Source organism: Streptomyces sp. NPDC001070 (assembly GCF_053598835.1).
In genome coordinates, this window is the sequence record NZ_JBSFLB010000002.1 from 196,262 (window position 1) to 212,174 (window position 15,913).

General features: G+C 71.9%; 14 protein-coding genes. 1 reads left to right on the forward strand and 13 read right to left on the reverse strand.

Annotated elements, in window-relative coordinates:
* Nucleotides 1-76 precede the first annotated feature (76 nt).
* The 9 genes from ACWDAS_RS03175 to ACWDAS_RS03215 form a co-directional block, all read right to left on the reverse strand.
* The gene (locus ACWDAS_RS03175; RefSeq protein ID WP_450386931.1) at nt 77-1,090 is read right to left on the reverse strand and encodes a glutamate ABC transporter substrate-binding protein; all 1,014 of its coding nucleotides are present in this window, start codon (nt 1,088-1,090) and stop codon (nt 77-79) included.
* 17 nt (nt 1,091-1,107) lie between these two features.
* The gene (locus tag ACWDAS_RS03180; protein ID WP_450386933.1) at nt 1,108-2,511 is read right to left on the reverse strand and encodes a hypothetical protein; all 1,404 of its coding nucleotides are present in this window, start codon (nt 2,509-2,511) and stop codon (nt 1,108-1,110) included.
* Between the two features lie 214 nt (nt 2,512-2,725).
* Nucleotides 2,726-3,742, reverse strand: a complete 1,017-nt coding sequence (locus ACWDAS_RS03185) for an N-acetylglucosamine kinase (RefSeq protein WP_450386935.1) — start codon at nt 3,740-3,742, stop codon at nt 2,726-2,728.
* Nucleotides 3,733-4,995, reverse strand: coding sequence for a 6-phospho-beta-glucosidase (locus tag ACWDAS_RS03190; RefSeq protein ID WP_450386937.1), 1,263 nt, complete (start codon nt 4,993-4,995; stop codon nt 3,733-3,735). Before ACWDAS_RS03190 ends, ACWDAS_RS03185 begins: the two co-directional genes overlap by 10 nt.
* The gene (locus ACWDAS_RS03195) at nt 4,992-5,897 is read right to left on the reverse strand and encodes a carbohydrate ABC transporter permease (protein WP_450386939.1); all 906 of its coding nucleotides are present in this window, start codon (nt 5,895-5,897) and stop codon (nt 4,992-4,994) included. Before ACWDAS_RS03195 ends, ACWDAS_RS03190 begins: the two co-directional genes overlap by 4 nt.
* 5 nt (nt 5,898-5,902) lie before the next feature.
* Nucleotides 5,903-6,853 carry a carbohydrate ABC transporter permease gene (locus ACWDAS_RS03200; RefSeq protein ID WP_450386941.1) on the reverse strand — a complete coding sequence of 317 codons (951 nt, stop codon included), beginning with the start codon at nt 6,851-6,853 and terminating at the stop codon, nt 5,903-5,905.
* Nucleotides 6,853-8,190 carry an ABC transporter substrate-binding protein gene (locus tag ACWDAS_RS03205; protein WP_450386943.1) on the reverse strand — a complete coding sequence of 446 codons (1,338 nt, stop codon included), beginning with the start codon at nt 8,188-8,190 and terminating at the stop codon, nt 6,853-6,855. The genes ACWDAS_RS03200 and ACWDAS_RS03205 overlap by 1 nt, the downstream gene beginning before the upstream one ends.
* A 157-nt stretch (nt 8,191-8,347) precedes the next feature.
* Complete coding sequence (locus ACWDAS_RS03210) at nt 8,348-9,514, reverse strand: ROK family transcriptional regulator (protein ID WP_450386945.1); 1,167 nt, start codon at nt 9,512-9,514, stop codon at nt 8,348-8,350.
* 331 nt (nt 9,515-9,845) lie between these two features.
* Nucleotides 9,846-10,910: a mechanosensitive ion channel family protein gene (locus ACWDAS_RS03215; protein ID WP_450386947.1), complete on the reverse strand. Its 1,065-nt coding sequence runs from the start codon at nt 10,908-10,910 to the stop codon at nt 9,846-9,848.
* Nucleotides 10,911-11,142: 232 nt separating this feature from the next.
* Between ACWDAS_RS03215 and ACWDAS_RS03220 the strand changes: the two genes are divergently transcribed.
* A complete protein-coding gene (locus tag ACWDAS_RS03220) occupies nt 11,143-11,679 on the forward strand; it encodes an HNH endonuclease (RefSeq protein ID WP_450386949.1) in 537 nt (178 codons plus the stop codon).
* Nucleotides 11,680-11,783: 104 nt separating this feature from the next.
* Here ACWDAS_RS03220 and ACWDAS_RS03225 read toward each other — a convergent pair whose 3' ends face one another.
* From ACWDAS_RS03225 to ACWDAS_RS03240, 4 genes are all read right to left on the reverse strand, one after another.
* The gene (locus tag ACWDAS_RS03225; protein WP_450386951.1) at nt 11,784-13,244 is read right to left on the reverse strand and encodes an FtsX-like permease family protein; all 1,461 of its coding nucleotides are present in this window, start codon (nt 13,242-13,244) and stop codon (nt 11,784-11,786) included.
* Nucleotides 13,241-13,930: an ABC transporter ATP-binding protein gene (locus ACWDAS_RS03230; RefSeq protein ID WP_450386953.1), complete on the reverse strand. Its 690-nt coding sequence runs from the start codon at nt 13,928-13,930 to the stop codon at nt 13,241-13,243. The genes ACWDAS_RS03225 and ACWDAS_RS03230 overlap by 4 nt, the downstream gene beginning before the upstream one ends.
* Complete coding sequence (locus ACWDAS_RS03235) at nt 13,927-14,466, reverse strand: PadR family transcriptional regulator (RefSeq protein ID WP_450386955.1); 540 nt, start codon at nt 14,464-14,466, stop codon at nt 13,927-13,929. Before ACWDAS_RS03235 ends, ACWDAS_RS03230 begins: the two co-directional genes overlap by 4 nt.
* Before the next feature lie 791 nt (nt 14,467-15,257).
* Entirely contained in the window at nt 15,258-15,656 is a 399-nt protein-coding gene (locus tag ACWDAS_RS03240) for a hypothetical protein (protein WP_450386957.1), read from the reverse strand.
* Nucleotides 15,657-15,913 lie beyond the last annotated feature (257 nt).

A 15,913-nucleotide genomic window follows, 5' to 3' on the forward strand; every position in this document is an offset into this window, starting at 1 on the left:
TCCCGCCGGTCCCTGTGATTCCCGTCAGTGGTCTGTCAGTTCCCCGTCGGCTGTGCGGCAGTTCGTGTCGTGTCCGTCAGTCCTTGTAGAGCGGTTCGGGCGGCCCCCCGATGCCGGGGAGGTCCGCCTCCAGCCAGGTACGGTACGCCTGCATCCACCGGCTGTCCGGACCCCCGCTGCGGTAGTCCTCCAGCACCTTGTTGACCCGGCGCACCAGGTCGGTGTCGTGCTCGTTCATCGCCACGCCGTAGTACTCGGTGGTGACCGGGGAGCCGATCAGACGCACCGCCGGGTCCTGCGCGGCCTGGCCGGCGGCGAGCGCGTTGTCGGTGAACACCGCGTCCACCTCGCCCAGTTGGAGGCTGACCAGGCAGTCCAGCTGGTTGGCCACCAGGACGATGCGGGGCTGCAGCCGCCCCTTCTCCCTCTCGAGCTCGGCCTGCCCGGTGCTCCCCTGGGCGACGCAGATGCGCTTGCCCTTCACGGAGGAGTCGAACCCCTTGATGGTGGAACCCTGACGGGGGACCAGCAGTTGCTGCCCCGCCTTGAAATAGGCGGTGGAGAAGGCGATGTGCTTCTCCTTGATCCGTTCGCAGGTGATGCTCACGGTGCGCACCAGCAGGTCCACGTCGCGGTTGTTGACGGCGTCGAAGCGCTTGGCGGTCGGCACGGTCTTGTACAGGATCGCCTTCTCGCTGCCGAGGATGTCCTTGGCGATGGCCTTGGCCAGGTCGATGTCGAAGCCGACGATCTTCCGGGAGGCCGGGTCGCGGTAACTCCAGCGGTAGCCGTTCTGGTCGACCCCGATGACCAGTTTGCCGCGCTTCTTGATGCGCTCGATCGCGGGACCGCTCGCGGAGGACGGCCGCAGGCTCGCCTCCGGGTGGCCGCCGCAGTCGTCGTCGGCAGCGGCCTTCCCCGGCGCCGCGGCGGGCGCCTGCGTCGTCCCGCGGGCCACCGGTTCCCCGGGCCCGGCCCCGTCGTCCAGCGGCAGCACGGCACCGGCGGACGCCAGCGCGCACAATCCGGCGGCCGCCACCACGGCCGCCCAGCCCCGCACGCGCCGCCGCCCGTGCTCGTCGCGACTCATCCGCGTCCTCCCCCCGCTCATCGGTACTCCGACAGCCGGCGCCCGATGCCGAGCACCGCGCCCGCCGCGCCGAGCACCGCCAGCAGCGCCGCGCCCGGCACCAGCCCGTTCAGCGCGCCGCGCCCGTCGGACGCGGCCTTCTCGAACTCCTCCTGCTCGTGGTCGACGGACCCCGCGAGACTGGTGTCGACCTCGTCGAAGCAGAAGCCCGTGTACAGCTTGGCCGGCTCCCCGTTCTCGTACGTGCCGCCGATCGTCTGGGCCACGGCGTCCAGGTAGCTGCCCGCGTCGTCCTTCTCGCGGGCCTGGCCGTGCAGTCCCCACCAGGCCTTGGCCGCCTTCATCGCGGACGTGATGCTCTCGCGGCCCTCGGAGTCGTCGGCGAGCCCCAGCGCCTGCGCCAGCAGGCCCGTCCGCCCGTCCGCATTCGTGCCCGCCAGGCCCTGCAACTGCTTGTCGTACGCCGCGCTGTAGGCGTCCCCGCCGCCGCGGGCGACGAGGGTCAGGTTCTCGTTGCCGCGGGCCTGCAGCGTCTGGATCCGGGCCTCGTTGAGGACCTGCAGCGACCGCGCGCCGTGCGCGTAGGACTCGTCGAGCCGGGCGCGGGCGACGCCGTGCCCGGCCACCAGCCACAGCAGCACCACGACGGTGGCCACCGTCCCGGCCAGCATGCCCGGACTGAACACCCGGTGCGTGCGCCGGAACGAGCGGCGCTGTGCCCACAGCAGCCCGCCCAGCGCGAGGACGCCGAGCGCCCAGGCGGCCCAGGGCAGCGCCTTGGCGTCCGCGTAGTCCTCGCCCAGCCGCGCGGTCTCGATCGTCCACAACTGCTTGGCGTCCGGGAGGATCTGCTCGTTCATCATCTTGTTGGCGCGTCGCAGGTACGCCCCGCCGACCGGGAAGCCCTGGCGGTTGTTGGCCCGGGCGCGCTCGACCAGCCCGGTGTACTCCGACAGCCGCTGGCTGAGCCGTTCCAGCCGGGCGCGCGCGTCGGCGGAGCCCTCCGAACTGGCCGCCGCGTCGGCGATGTTCCGCGCGGCGCCCCGGATGTCCCGCGCGTACCGCTCGCGGTCCTTCTCGGGGTCGTCGCCGCCGGCGAGGAAGCCGCCGGCGGCGGTGGCGTCCGCGTCGGCGAGCGAGCGGTAGATGTCCGCGGCGCGGGCGCTCAGCGGCTCGCTGTGGTGCATCACGTCGTCGGCCGCGGCCGAGCGCTCCGTGATCTGCCATGCCGTCACCGCGCCGAAGGCGACGACCAGCACGACCAGCAGCGCTCCGATGATCCGCAGCCGGCCCGGCTCCGTCGTGGCCGCGCCGCGCCACGCGCGCAGCTGCTCCACCCATGCCCGCGGCCGCCTGCCGCCGGGCGCGGGCGCGTGCGCCCGCACCGTCGGCAACTCCGTCTCCATCGGCGTCCGTGTCACCTGCCGGCCCTCCCCCCGACCCGTTCGCCCGCGCGTACGCGCGACGAGCCCATGACCAGCAGTATGGCCGTCGTCACCGGCATCCACCCAGGGATTGCGTGGATCTTGCCGCACCGCTGATCCGGCCTGTGCCCGTCGGGTCCGCCTTCGCGCCGCCCCCTCGCAGCTCACCACGCACGTGGGTGCGTGTCCGGTTCCCCGGCGCGCGCGCCGGTTATGACACGGAGCCCACCGATTCGTAGTGCGCCCGCAGCCGCGCGTGCGCCTCGGCGGCCGCGCCGGTGCGGTCCAGGCCCAGCAGGGCGGCGCCCAGTACCGGCGGGGAGGTGACCACCTTCGGGACGGCCTTGGGCGCCGCGGCGGCCAGCAGGGCGGTCACGGAGTCCATCAGCAGGGGGTGACGGGCGGCCAGGACACCGCCGCCGAGGACGACGTCGGTCTCCTCGTCGAGCAGGTCGAGCCGGCGCAGCGCGACCGTGGCCATGACGACGACCTCCTCGGCCTGCCGTTCGACGATGGCCCGGGCGACGGGATCGCCCGTCTCCGCGGTCGCGAAGAGCACGGGGGTCAATTCGTGCTTTCGGGAGAAATCGATGTGTCCCAGGTGCAGTGCTTCGATCAGCGCGTACATCGAGGTCAGTCCGAAGTGCGCGGGCAGCGCGGCGGCGAGCGCGGTGGGGCCGCCGCGCCCGTCCTCGGCGCGCGCAGCCCACCACAGGGCCTCGTCGGCCAGGCCCGATCCGCCGCCCCAGTCACCGGAGATGTGGCCGATGGCGGGGAAGCGGGCCGTGCGGCCGTCCGGCAGCATGCCCGCGCAGTTGATGCCCGCGCCGCACACCACGGCGACCCCGCGCGGCTCGTCGACGCCCGACCGGAGCAGGGCGAAGGTGTCGTTGGCGACGCGGGTGCTCACCCCCCAGCCCCGCGCGTGGACGGCGAGTTCGAGCTGCTGCTCCTCGACGGGCAGGTCGGCGTTGGCCAGGCACGCGGAGACGTGCCGCACGAGCGGCTGCCCGGGGCGCGGGGCGAGCCCGGCCGCGTCCGCGGCCCGCTCCACGATGCGCGCGATCACCTCGACGGCCGCTTCGGTGCCGACGATCGGGGGCTGGAAGCCGCCGCCGCGGGCGGTGCCGAGCACCGACCCGTCGGCGGCGACGATCGCGACGTCGGTCTTGCTGTTGCCCGCGTCGACGGCGAGTACCCCCTCGGTCAGGGGATGGTTCAGGCCCACGCGAGGTGCTCCCGGTTGTGCGCGATCAGACGGTCGGTCAGGGCCTCGGCGTACTCGTACTGGCCGACGAGGGGATGGGCGAGCAGGGCCTTGAAGACGCGGTCCCGGCCGCCGTGCAGGGCCGCGGTCAGGGCCAGGTCCTCGTAGGCGGTGACGTTCGCGACCAGGCCGCCGTAGAGCGGGTCCAGGGGCGGTACGGGCAGCGGGTGCGTCCCGTTCGCGTCCACGGTCGCCGGGACCTCGATGACGGCGTCGTCGGGGAGGAAGGGCAGGGTGCCGTTGTTGAGGGTGTTGACGACCTGGACGTCGCCGGTGTTCCGAAGCAGGGAGGAGGCGAGCGCCACGGCGGCCTCGGAGTAGTAGGCCCCGCCGCGCCGGGAGAGCAGCTCCGGCTTCTCGTCGAGGCTCTCGTCCCCGTACATCTCCAGCAGCTCCGCCTCGATGGCGGCCACCTCGGCGGCGCGGGAGGGCTTGGTCCGCATCTCCCGCACGACCTCGTCGTGGGCGTAGTAGTAGCGCAGGTAGTAGGAGGGCACCACGCCCAGCCGGTCCAGCACCGTGCGGGGCACGTGGAGGTCGGCGGCGACGGCGTCGCCGTGCTCGGCGAGCAGCTTGGGCAGGACGTCCTCGCCGCCGGGGCCGCCGAGCCGGACGCCGCGCTCCCAGGTGAGGTGGTTGAGGCCCACGTGGTCCAGGTGGACCTCTTCTGGCGCCACACCGAGGAGGCCGGCGAACTTCCGCTGGAAGCCGATCGCCACGTTGCACAGCCCGACGGCCTTGTGGCCGGCCTGCAGCAGGGCACGGGTGACGATGCCCACGGGGTTGGTGAAGTCGATGATCCATGCGCCGGGGGCGGCCCTGCGGACCCGCTCGGCGATGTCCAGCACCACCGGTACCGTGCGCAGCGCCTTGGCCAGGCCGCCCGCGCCGGTGGTCTCCTGGCCGACGCAGCCGCACTCCAGCGGCCAGCTCTCGTCCTGCGCCCGGGCGGCCTGTCCGCCCACGCGCAGCTGCAGCAGCACGGCGTCGGCCCCGGCCACGCCCGCGTCCAGGTCCGAGGTGGTGGTCACGGTGCCGGGGTGGCCCTGCCTGGCGAAGATCCGCCGGGCGAGCCCGCCGACCAGCCGCAGCCGGTCCTCGGCGGGGTCGACGAGGACCAGCTCCCCGACCGGCAGCGTCTCCCGCAACCGTGCGAAACCGTCGATGAGTTCGGGGGTGTACGTGGACCCGCCGCCCACGACCGCCAGCTTCATCCCTTGACTCCCGTCAACGTCACGCCTTCGATGAAGGCCTTTTGCGCGAAGAAGAAGACGACGATCACGGGTGCCATGACCAGCACCGTGGCGGCCATCGTCAGGTTCCAGTTCGTGTGGTGGGCGCCCTTGAAGGACTCCAGCCCGTAACTCAGTGTCCAGGCCGCCGGGTTCTCGCTCGCGTAGATCTGCGGACCGAAGTAGTCGTTCCAGCAGTAGAAGAACTGGAACAGCGCCACGGCGGCGATGGCGGGCTTGGCCATCGGCAGGACGACGCGCAGCATCGTGCGCAGCTCGCCGCAGCCGTCGACCCTGGCCGCGTCCGTGTACTCCTTGGGGATGGTGAGCAGGAACTGCCGCAGCAGGAAGATGCTGAACGCGTCACCGAAGGCCATCGGGATGATCAGCGGCCACAGCGTGCCGGACAGGTGCAGCTGCTTGGCCCAGAAGAGGTACATGGGCACGATGACGACCTGCGGGGGCAGCATCATCGTGGAGACCACCAGCATCATCGACAGATTGCGCCCGCGGAAGCGGAACTTGGCCAGCGCGTAGGCGACCGGCGTGCTGGAGACGATGGTCAGCACGGTCCCGAGGCCCGCGTACAGCAGGGTGTTGCGCCACCAGGTGAGGAAACCGGGGGTGTCCCAGACGGTGGCGAAGTTGTCCCACTCCCAGGTCCTGGGCCACAGGTCGCGGGTGAGGGCCTGGTTGTCGCTCATCACCGCGGTGAGGAAGACGAAGACGAAGGGCAGGACGAAGAAGAGCGCGGCGGCGATGCCGAGGGCGTGCACCGCGATCCAGTGCAGCGCCGCCCTGCGGGCCGCGGCCCGCCGCGCACCGGAGGGCAGCCCGGTGGCGGTGGTCGCGGCGGAGGGGGCGAGGGTCGCCTGGGTCGTCATGGGTGTCAGTCCTCCGCCGTCAGGAAGCCGCTGCGGCGGCGCATCAGGAGCGCGGTGAAGGCCATGGCGAGCGCGAAGAGCACGAGGGCGATCACACAGGCCGAGCCGGTGTCGAAGCGCTGGAAACCGAGGTTGTAGACGAGCTGCGGCAGGGTCAGCGTGGACTTCTCCGGGTAGCCCGGTTCGAACTGCTGGCCGGAGCCGCCGATGATGCCGCTGGCGACCTTCCCGGCGACCAGGGGCTGTGTGTAGTACTGCATCGTCTGGATGACCCCGGTCACGACGGCGAACATCACGATGGGCGAGATGTTCGGCAGCGTGACGTAGCGGAAGCGGGCCCAGGGGCCGGCTCCGTCCAGTTCGGCGGCCTCGTACTGCTCCTTGGGCACGTCGAGCAGCGCGGCCATGAAGATGACCATGAGATCGCCGATGCCCCACAGCGCCAGCAGCGTGAGCGCGGGCTTGGACCAGGACGGGTCGTTGAACCAGCCGGGCTGCGGCAGGCCGATGCTGCCCAGCAGGTGGTTCACCGGCCCGGTGCCGGGGTTGAGCAGGAAGGCGAAGGCCATGGTCGCGGCGACCGGCGGGGCCAGGTAGGGCAGGTAGAAGGCGGTGCGGAACAGCCCCGCACCCGTCTTGATCTTCGTGATCAGCAGTCCGATCCCGAGACCGAACACCACGCGCAGGCTGACCATCACCACGACCAGCCACAGGGTGTTGCGCAGTGCCGGCCAGAAGAAGGGGTAGTCGTTGAAGACGTACGACCAGTTCTTGGCGCCGTTCCAGGTGGGGGCGGTGAAGCCGTCGTACTTCATGAAGGAGAAGTAGACGGTCGAGATCAGCGGGTAGGCGAAGAAGACGCCGAAGCCGATCAGCCAGGGCGAGAGGAAGGCGAGGGTGCGAAGCGCCTCGCGACGGCGCTTCGCCCTCAGCAGCGGATGGACGTCGGCGCTCATCACTTGGCCTGCGCGATGTCCTTGTCGACCTGGGTGTCGACGCCCTTGAGGCCCGCGGCCAGGTCGGTCTGCTTGCCGGACTCGTAGGCGTAGCCGAAGTCCTGCAGCGTCAGCTGGTAGGTGCCGCCGTTGACGCTGGCGGGGGTGGTGGTGCTGTTCGGGTTCTGCGCGATCTCCACGAAGGTGCGGAAGAGGGGGTCGGCGTCCAGCTTCGGGGACTTCAGCGCGGCGAGCGTGGAGGGGACGTTGTGGATGGCGTTGGCGAAGCTCACCACGGCGTCGGTGTCGGTGGTCATGTACTTCACCAGCTCCCAGGCGGCGTTCTTCTTGGCGCTGGTGTTGGCGATGCCGATGATCGTGCCCGACAGGTAGCCCTTGCCGTACGTGTCTGCCTGGTCGTCAGGCACCGGGAAGGGGGCGACGCCGATGTCGAACTTCGTGCCCGCATCCTTGGCCATGCCCGCCCGCCACTCGCCGTCGACGGCCATGGCCACCTGGCCGGTGTGGAAGGGGTTCTTGGCGCCCCACTCGTCACCGAAGGTCGACCGGTACTTCTCCAGCTTCTCGAAGCCGCCGAGTGCCTTCACCATGTCCTGCTGCCAGGTGAACATGGCCGCGAAGCCCGGGTCCTTGGCGACGCCCGACTTGCCTTCGGCGTCGAAGTACTTGGCGCCCCACTGCGCGGCCAGGTGCGTGGTGGTGGACTCGTAGCCGTGGAAGTTCGGCATGAAGCCGAGCTGCGCGTAGGAGTCGCCCTTGCTCTTGGTGAGCTTGACCGCGTCGGCCTTGAACTCCGACAGCGTCTTCGGCGGGGCGGAGATCCCGGCGGCCTTGAAGGCGTCCTTGTTGTAGTAGAGGCCGTATGCGTCGCCGAGCAGCGGCAGTGTGCAGCGCTTCCCCTCGAACCGGGTGTACTCCAGCATCGGCTTGGGGAAGGTGGCCGCGGTGTCGATGCCCGACTTCTTCAGGAACGGGTCCAGGTCGGCGAAAGCGTTGGACGAGCAGAACTTGCCGACGTTGTCGGTGGTGAAGGAGGAGACGACGTCTGGGGCGTTGGGGCCGCCCGCCCGCAGCGCCTGGTTGATCTTGTCGTCGGTGATGTTGCCCTGCACCTTGACGTGGATGTTGGGGTGGGCCTTCTCGAACGCCTTGACGTTGGCGTCGATCGCCTTCACCTCGCTCGGCGCGGACCAGCCGTGCCAGAAGGTGATGGTCACGTCCTTGCTGGGGTCGTCACCTGCGGTGTTGTTGCCGGAGCCCGTGCACGCGCTCGTCAGCAGGGATATCGCGGCCGCGGCGGCGACGGCGGCCGCGGCCGTCTTGGTGGAACCGGACACTTCGCTTCCTCCGGGGGACTTCGGGGCGTTCGAGGGTGTGCGAGACCGGCGGACGCGCCTGACGGGCGGGCGCGTCCGCTGTGTGCGGGTGTGCGGGTGTGCGGGTGTGCGGGTGTGCGGGTGTGCGGGTGGGGCGGGGTGAGCTGGGGGCGGTCGGTCAGCGCGAGGTGTCGAACACCTCGTCGCGGGTGGTGACGAGGGCGTTCTGCAGCGCCCCGGACAGGACTGGGTCGTTCGGTACGCCGCCGAGCACCAGCCGGGGCCGGGGCACGGCCAGTTCGGCCAGCTCGGCCTGGACCAGGGAGCGCAGCGGCTCCCCGCCCGCGGCGATGACCCCGCCGGCCAGGACGATCAGTTCGGGGTCGAGGACGGTCACCAGCGAGGCGAGCCCGATGGCGAGTCCGGTGGCGAAGCGCCGCAGCAGCTCCGCGTGGGCGCCGTCACCGGCCTGCGCCGCCGCGGCCAGCAGCGCCGAGGCGCTCTCGGCCTGTGTGCCCCGGGGTACGGCGAGCCCCAGTTCACGCGCGATGCGCAGCACCGCGTTGCAACCGGCCAGCTCCTGGAAGCCGCCGGCGTTCGCCTTGGCCACGTGCCGTACCAGGGGGGTCCCGGGCACCGGCATGAAGCCGACCTCGCCCGCGCCGCCGGTCCAGCCGCGGTGCAGCCTGCCGCCGATCACGATGGCCGCGCCGATGCCCTCCTCGTTCCACAGCAGGACGAAGTCGTCGTGGCCGCGGGCCGCGCCGAGCCGCTGCTCGGCGACGGCGGCGAGGTTCACGTCGTTGTCGTACTCCAGGGGGACGGGCAGGGCGGCGGCCAACTCGTCCAGGAGGGTGGGGGAGTGCCAGCCGGGGAGGTGGCTGGCGTACCGCAGGCGGCCGGTGCTCGGGTCGAAGGCGCCGGGGGTGCCGACGACGATCCGGTGCAGGTCGGTGCGGTGCAGCCTGGCGGCCTTGACCGCCCCGTCGACCGCCTGGACGACCTGTTCGACGGCGCCGCCCTGGCCGCGCCGGCCGCGGCCGGGGGTGGCCAGTTCGAACGCGCCGATCACCCGGCCGGTGATGTCGGCGACCGCGGCACGGATGTGCTCGGTCGTCACGTCGAGGCCGGCGACGTGCGCGGCGCCGGGGTTGACCGAGTACAGCTGGGCGTTGGGCCCCGGGCGCCCGGCGGTCGTGCCGGTGGCGAGGACCAGCCCGGCGGCCTCCAGGCGGGCGAGCAGCTGGGAGGCGGTGGGCTTCGACAGGCCGGTGAGCTTGCCTATGCGGGTGCGGGAGAGGGGGCCGTGTTCGATGAGCAGGTCGAGCGCGGCGCGGTCGTTCATGGCCCGCAGTACGCGCGGTGTGCCGGGGGTGCCAGGTGTGCCTGGGCTTCCGGGGGTACCGGCCACGGTCTCGTCCTCCCTCACGGTGACGGCTCGCGCCGCAGGCTACGCCACGGGGCTGATGGGCTGGGTGGGGTCGGGGTGCAGGGTGTGCCTGGTGTTGGTAGTTAGGAAACTTTCCTGTTGGTGAAAGGCAAGGTAGGCGCCCGTGGCCGGAGCGTCAAGGGCCGGAACAGGGGTCGGCGCCGAAGTGTTATCGCGGCCGCCGGGGGCACGGAAACACGAAGAGGGGGCGCCGGGCGGTGCCCGGCGCCCCCTCTTCGGGGTGGCGCTACTTGACGGTGCTCGCCTGGGCCGGAGCCGCGGACGGCGACGCCAGCGGCTGCGCCGCCAGCGCCTGGGGGGAGGCGGGATTGGCCAGCGCGGACGGCGGCGCGACGGCGGCCGAGGGGTCGGCGGCCTCGTCCTCCTCCGTCGCGGCCTGCGGGGTGCCGCCGACGATGGCGATCCCGGCGGCGTCGAAGGCCCGCTTGACCCGCCAGCGCAGTTCCCGGGCGACCGCCGCCGCCTTGCCCGGCATGGTCTTGACCTGCGCCTGGATCAGCACCGACTCCGAGGTCACGGCCTCCAGGCCCAGCACCTCGACCGGCTCCCAGAGCACCTCGTCCCACGGCTGGTCCTTGGCCATCGCGGCGGAGGCCTCCTCGATCACCGTGCGGGCCCGCTCCAGGTCCTCCCCGTAGCCGACCTGGACGTCCACCACGGCCGTCGCCCAGCCCTGGCTGAGGTTGCCGATCCGCTTGACCTCGCCGTTGCGGATGTACCAGATCTCGCCGTTGTCGCCGCGCAGCTTGGTCACCCGCAGCCCGACCTCGACCACCGTGCCGCTGGCCACGCCCGCGTCGATGACGTCCCCGACGCCGTACTGGTCCTCCAGGATCATGAAGACGCCGGAGAGGAAGTCCGTCACCAGGTTGCGCGCGCCGAAACCGATCGCCACACCGGCCACACCGGCACTGGCCAGCAACGGAGCCAGATTGATCTTCAGGACGGAGAGCACGGTCAGGGCCGCCGTGCCCATGATCACGAACGAGGCCACACTGCGCAGCACCGAGCCGATCGCCTCGCTCCGCTGGCGCCGCCGCTCGGCGTTGACCAGCAGCCCGCCGAGCGCGCTCGTCGCCGCGGCCTCGGCGCCGCGGTTCATCCGCTCGATGAACTTGGTGATCATGCGGCGGACGACGGACCGCAGCACCAGCGCGACCACCACGATGAGCAGGATGCGCAGTCCGGCGGCGAGCCAGTCCGCCCAGTTCTGACTGATGTAGTCGGCGGCGTTGGTCGCGCTCTTCTGGGCGTCGTCGATCGTCGTGGCGGCGGACGGCGGTGTGGACACAGGCGGAAACCTCCGGATTGGGCAGGCTTCCCACACTAACGGGGTAGGCGAAGTGTCCCGTTGTGTTGTTCGAGCGCGACGTGCGGTGATTCAGGGCATGTAAAGGAGTGTGGTTGAAAACACCCTCGCTCCGTTACCCGGTCATGGTGGCGCCGCGGCCGGGCTTCCGGAGAGACTGTGGGCAGATCGTCCCGGCGCGAGCCACGCGCCGCCGGCGTAAAAGGAGGCACCCGTGCCGCATGTCCTGGTCCTCAATGCGTCGTACGAGCCGCTCGGCGTCGTACCGCTCCGCCGCGCGCTCATCCTCGTACTGAACAACAAGGCCGTGTGCCTCGAGGAATCCGGCGCCTATATGCACAGCGCGACCTGCAGTGTCCCGGCTCCCAGTGTTGTCAAACTCACCAAATTCGTTCGAGTCCCCTTTCGCGGCCCTGTGCCCCTGACCCGGCGGGCGCTGTTCGCCCGGGACGGCGGCCGGTGCGCGTACTGCGGAGGCGTCGCAACCAGCGTCGACCACGTGATCCCGCGCAGCCGCGGAGGCCAGCACACGTGGGACAACGTGGTCGCTGCCTGCCGCCGGTGCAACCACATCAAGGCCGACCGCCATGTCGCCGAGCTCGGCTGGCGGATGCGCCATCAACCCGCCCCGCCGTCGGGCCTCGCCTGGCGGATCATCGGGACGGGGCATAGGGACCCGCGCTGGCTGCCATACCTGCAGCCATTCGGCGCGGAGGACGCCATGGCCCGGATCGACGGCATATCCGCCTGAGTCCGGGCCTTTGTGTTGTCCTGAACCCGTCCTGAACCGGGCTCGGGGCCCCGGACCGCACCTGGTGCCGGTCCGGGGCCCCGTGCTGCGCCCTCTGAGGCCGCCTATTCGTGGCGCAGCTGCGCCGGCTGTACGGTGCGGCGCAGCAGCGGCAGTGACGCGGCCGTGGCCAGCAGGGCGGCGGCGAGCAGCCCGGCGGCGGTCAGCAGCGGTTCGAGCAGTGGCAGGGACAGCGACTCGGGGAGCCCCACCCCCGCCCACCAGGTGCCGGTGATCATCAGCCCGCATGCGCCGGCCAGAGCGGTGGCCGGTACCAGGGGAAGGGCCGTCTCCAGCAGCGCCGCCCGGCTGAGCACGCTCCGGGGCACCCCGGTGGCGGCCAGCGCGGCCAGTGTGCGACGGCGGGTGATCACCGACTCGATCGCCCCGACCGCGAGCCCGCTGATGGTGACGGCGAGGCCGATCAGGATGCCCAGTCCGGTCAGGTTGAGTCCCCCGAAGTAGAAGCCGAGGTCCTCCGCCGTGTACGGATACGGGCGGGGCGCGGTCAGGTCCTCGATCATCAGTCGGCGGACGCCGATGAAGCCGACCCCGATCAGCACGGTGAGCATGACCGCCGCATGCGACCGGGCCGCCGCCCATGGGTCTGCCTGCAGCCGCTCCCCGGCGATCAGCAACTCCGGACGGCCGGAGCGCGCGGCCAGGCGGCCGGTGACCATGGCGAGCCCGGCGGTGCCGTAGAGCAGTCCGATCGCGCACAGCACGACGACCACCGCGCTGACCAGGCTGTAGGCCCCGAGAATCGTCGAGCCGCGATTGCTGGGGCCCAGGACGAAGATGTTCAGCAGCTGCAGCCCGGTCGCAGCCACCAGTGCCAGCGGCGCCAGCGCCCACAGCGCCAGGCGTCCCAGGCCCACCCGGGGACGCGGGCGGCGGCCCTTCGACACGACGCCCAGCGCGTCCTCCCCGGACCGGCGCAGCGTGAACCGTGCCTCCAGCGTCGCCAGCACCGGCACCGCAGCCACCACCAGCAGCGCCGCGAACCACGGCACCCGCACCTCGGTCGGCCACGTCAGCACCCGCATGGGGGTGCCACGCTGCCCGGAGGTCTGCTGAGCGGCCCCCAGCACCGCCCGCAGCACCAGGAAACCGGTCAGCCCGGCCAGCGACCCGAGCCCGCACACGGCCCCCGTCTCCAGCGCCGAGATCTGCCGGACCTGGCGCGGGGTCGCCCCGGCCAGCCGCAGCGCGGCCAGCCGGCGCTCGCGCCGCAGCGCACCGATCCGGGTGCACTGCCCCACGAAGGCCAGCACCGGGAGGATCAGCAACAGCAGTCCCCCGATCACACCGCTCCGCAGGCCGGCCGAATTGAGCAGGTCGTTGGTGTACTGCGTGGGCCCGCCGCCGAAGCGGGTGCCGATCACCGCGACGGTCAGCGCCGCGAGCCCGAACCCCGTGCCAAGCGTCGCCCCCAGGCCGGTCAGGGCCAGCCGCCACCGTTCGCCCCGCGGGGAGCCTCGCAAGAGCGACCAGGCCAGCAGCGCGTCGGCCCGCAGCCCCCTCATCGGGCCACCTCGGCGGACTCGCTCTCGACGACGCCGTCGCGGACGGTCGCCTCGCGGTCGGCGTACGCCGCGACCTGGGCGTCGTGCGTGACGAGCAGCACGGCGGTGCCGGACTCCCGGGCGGCGTGGACGAGGGCGGTCATGACCTGCTCGCCTGCGAGGGAGTCCAGGGAGCCGGTCGGCTCGTCGGCGAAGACCGCCTTCGGCTCGGTCACCAGTGCGCGGGCCAGGGCGACGCGCTGCGCCTGGCCGCCGGACATCTCCCCGGGACGCAGGGCGGCCTGCCCGCGCACTCCGAAGCGCTCCAGCCACGCTCCGGCGCTCTCGTGGGCGGCCTGGCGTGAGGCGCCGGCCAGCAGCAGCGGCAGGGCCACGTTGTCCAGCGCGGTGAGTTCGCCGACCAGTTGCCCGAACTGGAAGACCACGCCGAAGTCGGTGCGCCGCAGGGTGGACCGGCGAGTCTCCCCGGCCTGGTCCAGCCGCTCCCCGCCCGCGTACAGCACCTCGCCCGCGTCGGGTCGCACGATGCCGGACATGCAGTGCAGCAGCGTGGACTTGCCGCTGCCGCTGGGCCCGGTCACGGCGAGGATCTCGCCGTGACCCAGGCTCAGCGAGGCGCCGCGCAGGGCATCGGTGACGCCGTACCGCTTGACCAGGCTGCTGGCCTCGATCAGGGGTGTGTTCATGCGGAGGTGACCTCCTTGGCCAGGGCGTCGAGGCGCTGCGCGGCGTTGGCCATCCAGCGCAGGTCGGCGTCGATATGGGTGAGGGCGTAGTCGGCGGAGAGGACGGCGGACAGCGGGGCGCCCGGGGCGGACTTCACGGCGGTGAGTTCGCGCATCCGGGCGAGGTGGGCGGAGCGCTGGAGGCGAAGGAAACCGGCCGGGTCGCCGTGGCCGGAGGCGATGATGGCGGTGACCTTGGCGAAGATCTCGTTGGCGGCGCTGACCGGCGCGGGCGGGACGGGCTCGGTGAGCCACGCGCGCAGCGCCAGCGTGCCCTGCTCGGTGAGCCGGTACGTGGTGCGCTCCGGGCCGCCCTCGCTCTCGGTGGCGTCTACCTCGGCGAGACCGTCGCGCACCAGGCGCTGCAGCGTCGTGTAGACCTGGCCGTAGGCGAGCGGGCGGGCCTGCGGAAATCGCTCGTCGTGCCGCCGCTTCAGGTCGTAGCCGTGGCCTGGGCCCGCGGCCAGCAGGCCCAGTAGGACGTTTCCGGTGCTCATGCGTTCACCACCCCCTTCTATTCACTCAATACATGTACTGAGTGAATAGTGACAGGTGTGTGATCACCGGCGCAAGGGATCGGTGCTCAGTCCATGACGGCGGGGCCCGCAGCGAGTACAGCGAACAGCCGTACTTCGTTCCGCGCTCGATCTCCCGGACCGAGAGGAAGCGGGTGTCCTCGGCGGCTTCCAGCCGTACCGACTCGGTGCCGCCACGCTCGTCGCCGGCGACCGCCGCGATGTGCCGCTTTGCCGGTCCCGGCCTGCCGCGGCAGCTCGGCCTGCACCCGGGCGTGGTCCTGCGCGGGTGAGGACCGGCGGGTCGCCGGGTGCGCCGCCGGCGAGCGCCGAGGCCGGGAAGTCCGCCGTCGCGTCACCCGAGGACGTCGCCGCCGTGCCCGCGGCGAGATCGGGGCGGCCGGCGTGCGGACAGGCCTGCACGGTCACGGGCCGGCGGGCCGTCAGGCGACACCGTCGGCGCGGCACCTGCATCTGCGCCGGCCTCGCGTGTTCGCCGTATGTACGGGGCAAGCGGACGTCGTCCGCGCTCGCGCGGGGGATCGGGGGAGACCCTCACCCCGCGGGGGTACGTCTACCGCCTCCGGGCCGGGTCGGTCCGGCCGCCTTCCTGGACAAGGCCTTCGAGGGTGCCGAGGCGGGGGCCTGAGACGTCGCCCGCCCAGGGCGGGGAGCCCGCCCGCTCGGGGGGGGCGATGCCTGCGCCGGCGGGGCGCCGCTTTCCGGTCGTGACGGCCGACCGCCGACCAGCGCCCCGACGTGTACGCGGTGTATCAGGCGGTCGCCCATTCGGTGTGGCAGTCGTACTCCCTGCCGGCGTCGGTCTGGCAGGACGTCACCTCGACGCGGGTGCCTTCGGCGATGCTGAGGTTGTACTGGACCGGGCCGTAGGCCGAGGGCTGTCCCGGGTACCTGACGCCGTTGATGTAGGCGGCGACGCCCTCGCCGTTCGCCACCAAATCGTTGATCGTGAGGATTTCGCCCCATGCGTCGAACTTGACCGAGTCGACGTGGTAGCCGTCCTCCTCGTGGTAGATGTAGCACGACACGCCGCCGGCATCGCCGTCGTTGGCGAAACAGAAGGCCTCCATCGCGAAGGCGCTTCCCTGGTTGAGGCCGAAGCACGCCGCCAGGGCGGCGAGGACGACGACGAGGCGTCCGAGCTTGCGCATGGCACTTCCCTTACATCAGCGTGTACATGACGTAAACGATCAGGATCTTGACGGGCTCATGACGCACTTGGGAAGTGCCTTGGCCTTCCTTTGCCTTACCGTGACATGCGCCTGGGGCGCGCCCTCGACGCCTCGGCCGAGTAGCAGGAGGTTCCAGCCGACACCGGAGCACTCTCTCGGGACAGCCCGCGTGATCCCTGGCGACCACCGGGCGGTGCGCGGCCTCTTGATCCGCCGCCGATCGCGCTCCTCCGCGG

Bases quoted from the DNA above. Each gene is read 5' to 3' on its own strand.
- ACWDAS_RS03175 (WP_450386931.1), bottom strand. From the start codon at position 1,090: ATGAGTCGCGACGAGCACGGGCGGCGGCGCGTGCGGGGCTGGGCGGCC.
- ACWDAS_RS03190 (WP_450386937.1), bottom strand. From the start codon at position 4,995: ATGAAGCTGGCGGTCGTGGGCGGCGGGTCCACGTACACCCCCGAACTC.
- ACWDAS_RS03195 (WP_450386939.1), bottom strand. From the start codon at position 5,897: ATGACGACCCAGGCGACCCTCGCCCCCTCCGCCGCGACCACCGCCACC.
- ACWDAS_RS03200 (WP_450386941.1), bottom strand. From the start codon at position 6,853: ATGAGCGCCGACGTCCATCCGCTGCTGAGGGCGAAGCGCCGTCGCGAG.
- ACWDAS_RS03210 (WP_450386945.1), bottom strand. From the start codon at position 9,514: ATGAACGACCGCGCCGCGCTCGACCTGCTCATCGAACACGGCCCCCTC.
- ACWDAS_RS03225 (WP_450386951.1), bottom strand. From the start codon at position 13,244: ATGAGGGGGCTGCGGGCCGACGCGCTGCTGGCCTGGTCGCTCTTGCGA.
- ACWDAS_RS03230 (WP_450386953.1), bottom strand. From the start codon at position 13,930: ATGAACACACCCCTGATCGAGGCCAGCAGCCTGGTCAAGCGGTACGGC.
- ACWDAS_RS03235 (WP_450386955.1), bottom strand. From the start codon at position 14,466: ATGAGCACCGGAAACGTCCTACTGGGCCTGCTGGCCGCGGGCCCAGGC.
- ACWDAS_RS03240 (WP_450386957.1), bottom strand. From the start codon at position 15,656: ATGCGCAAGCTCGGACGCCTCGTCGTCGTCCTCGCCGCCCTGGCGGCG.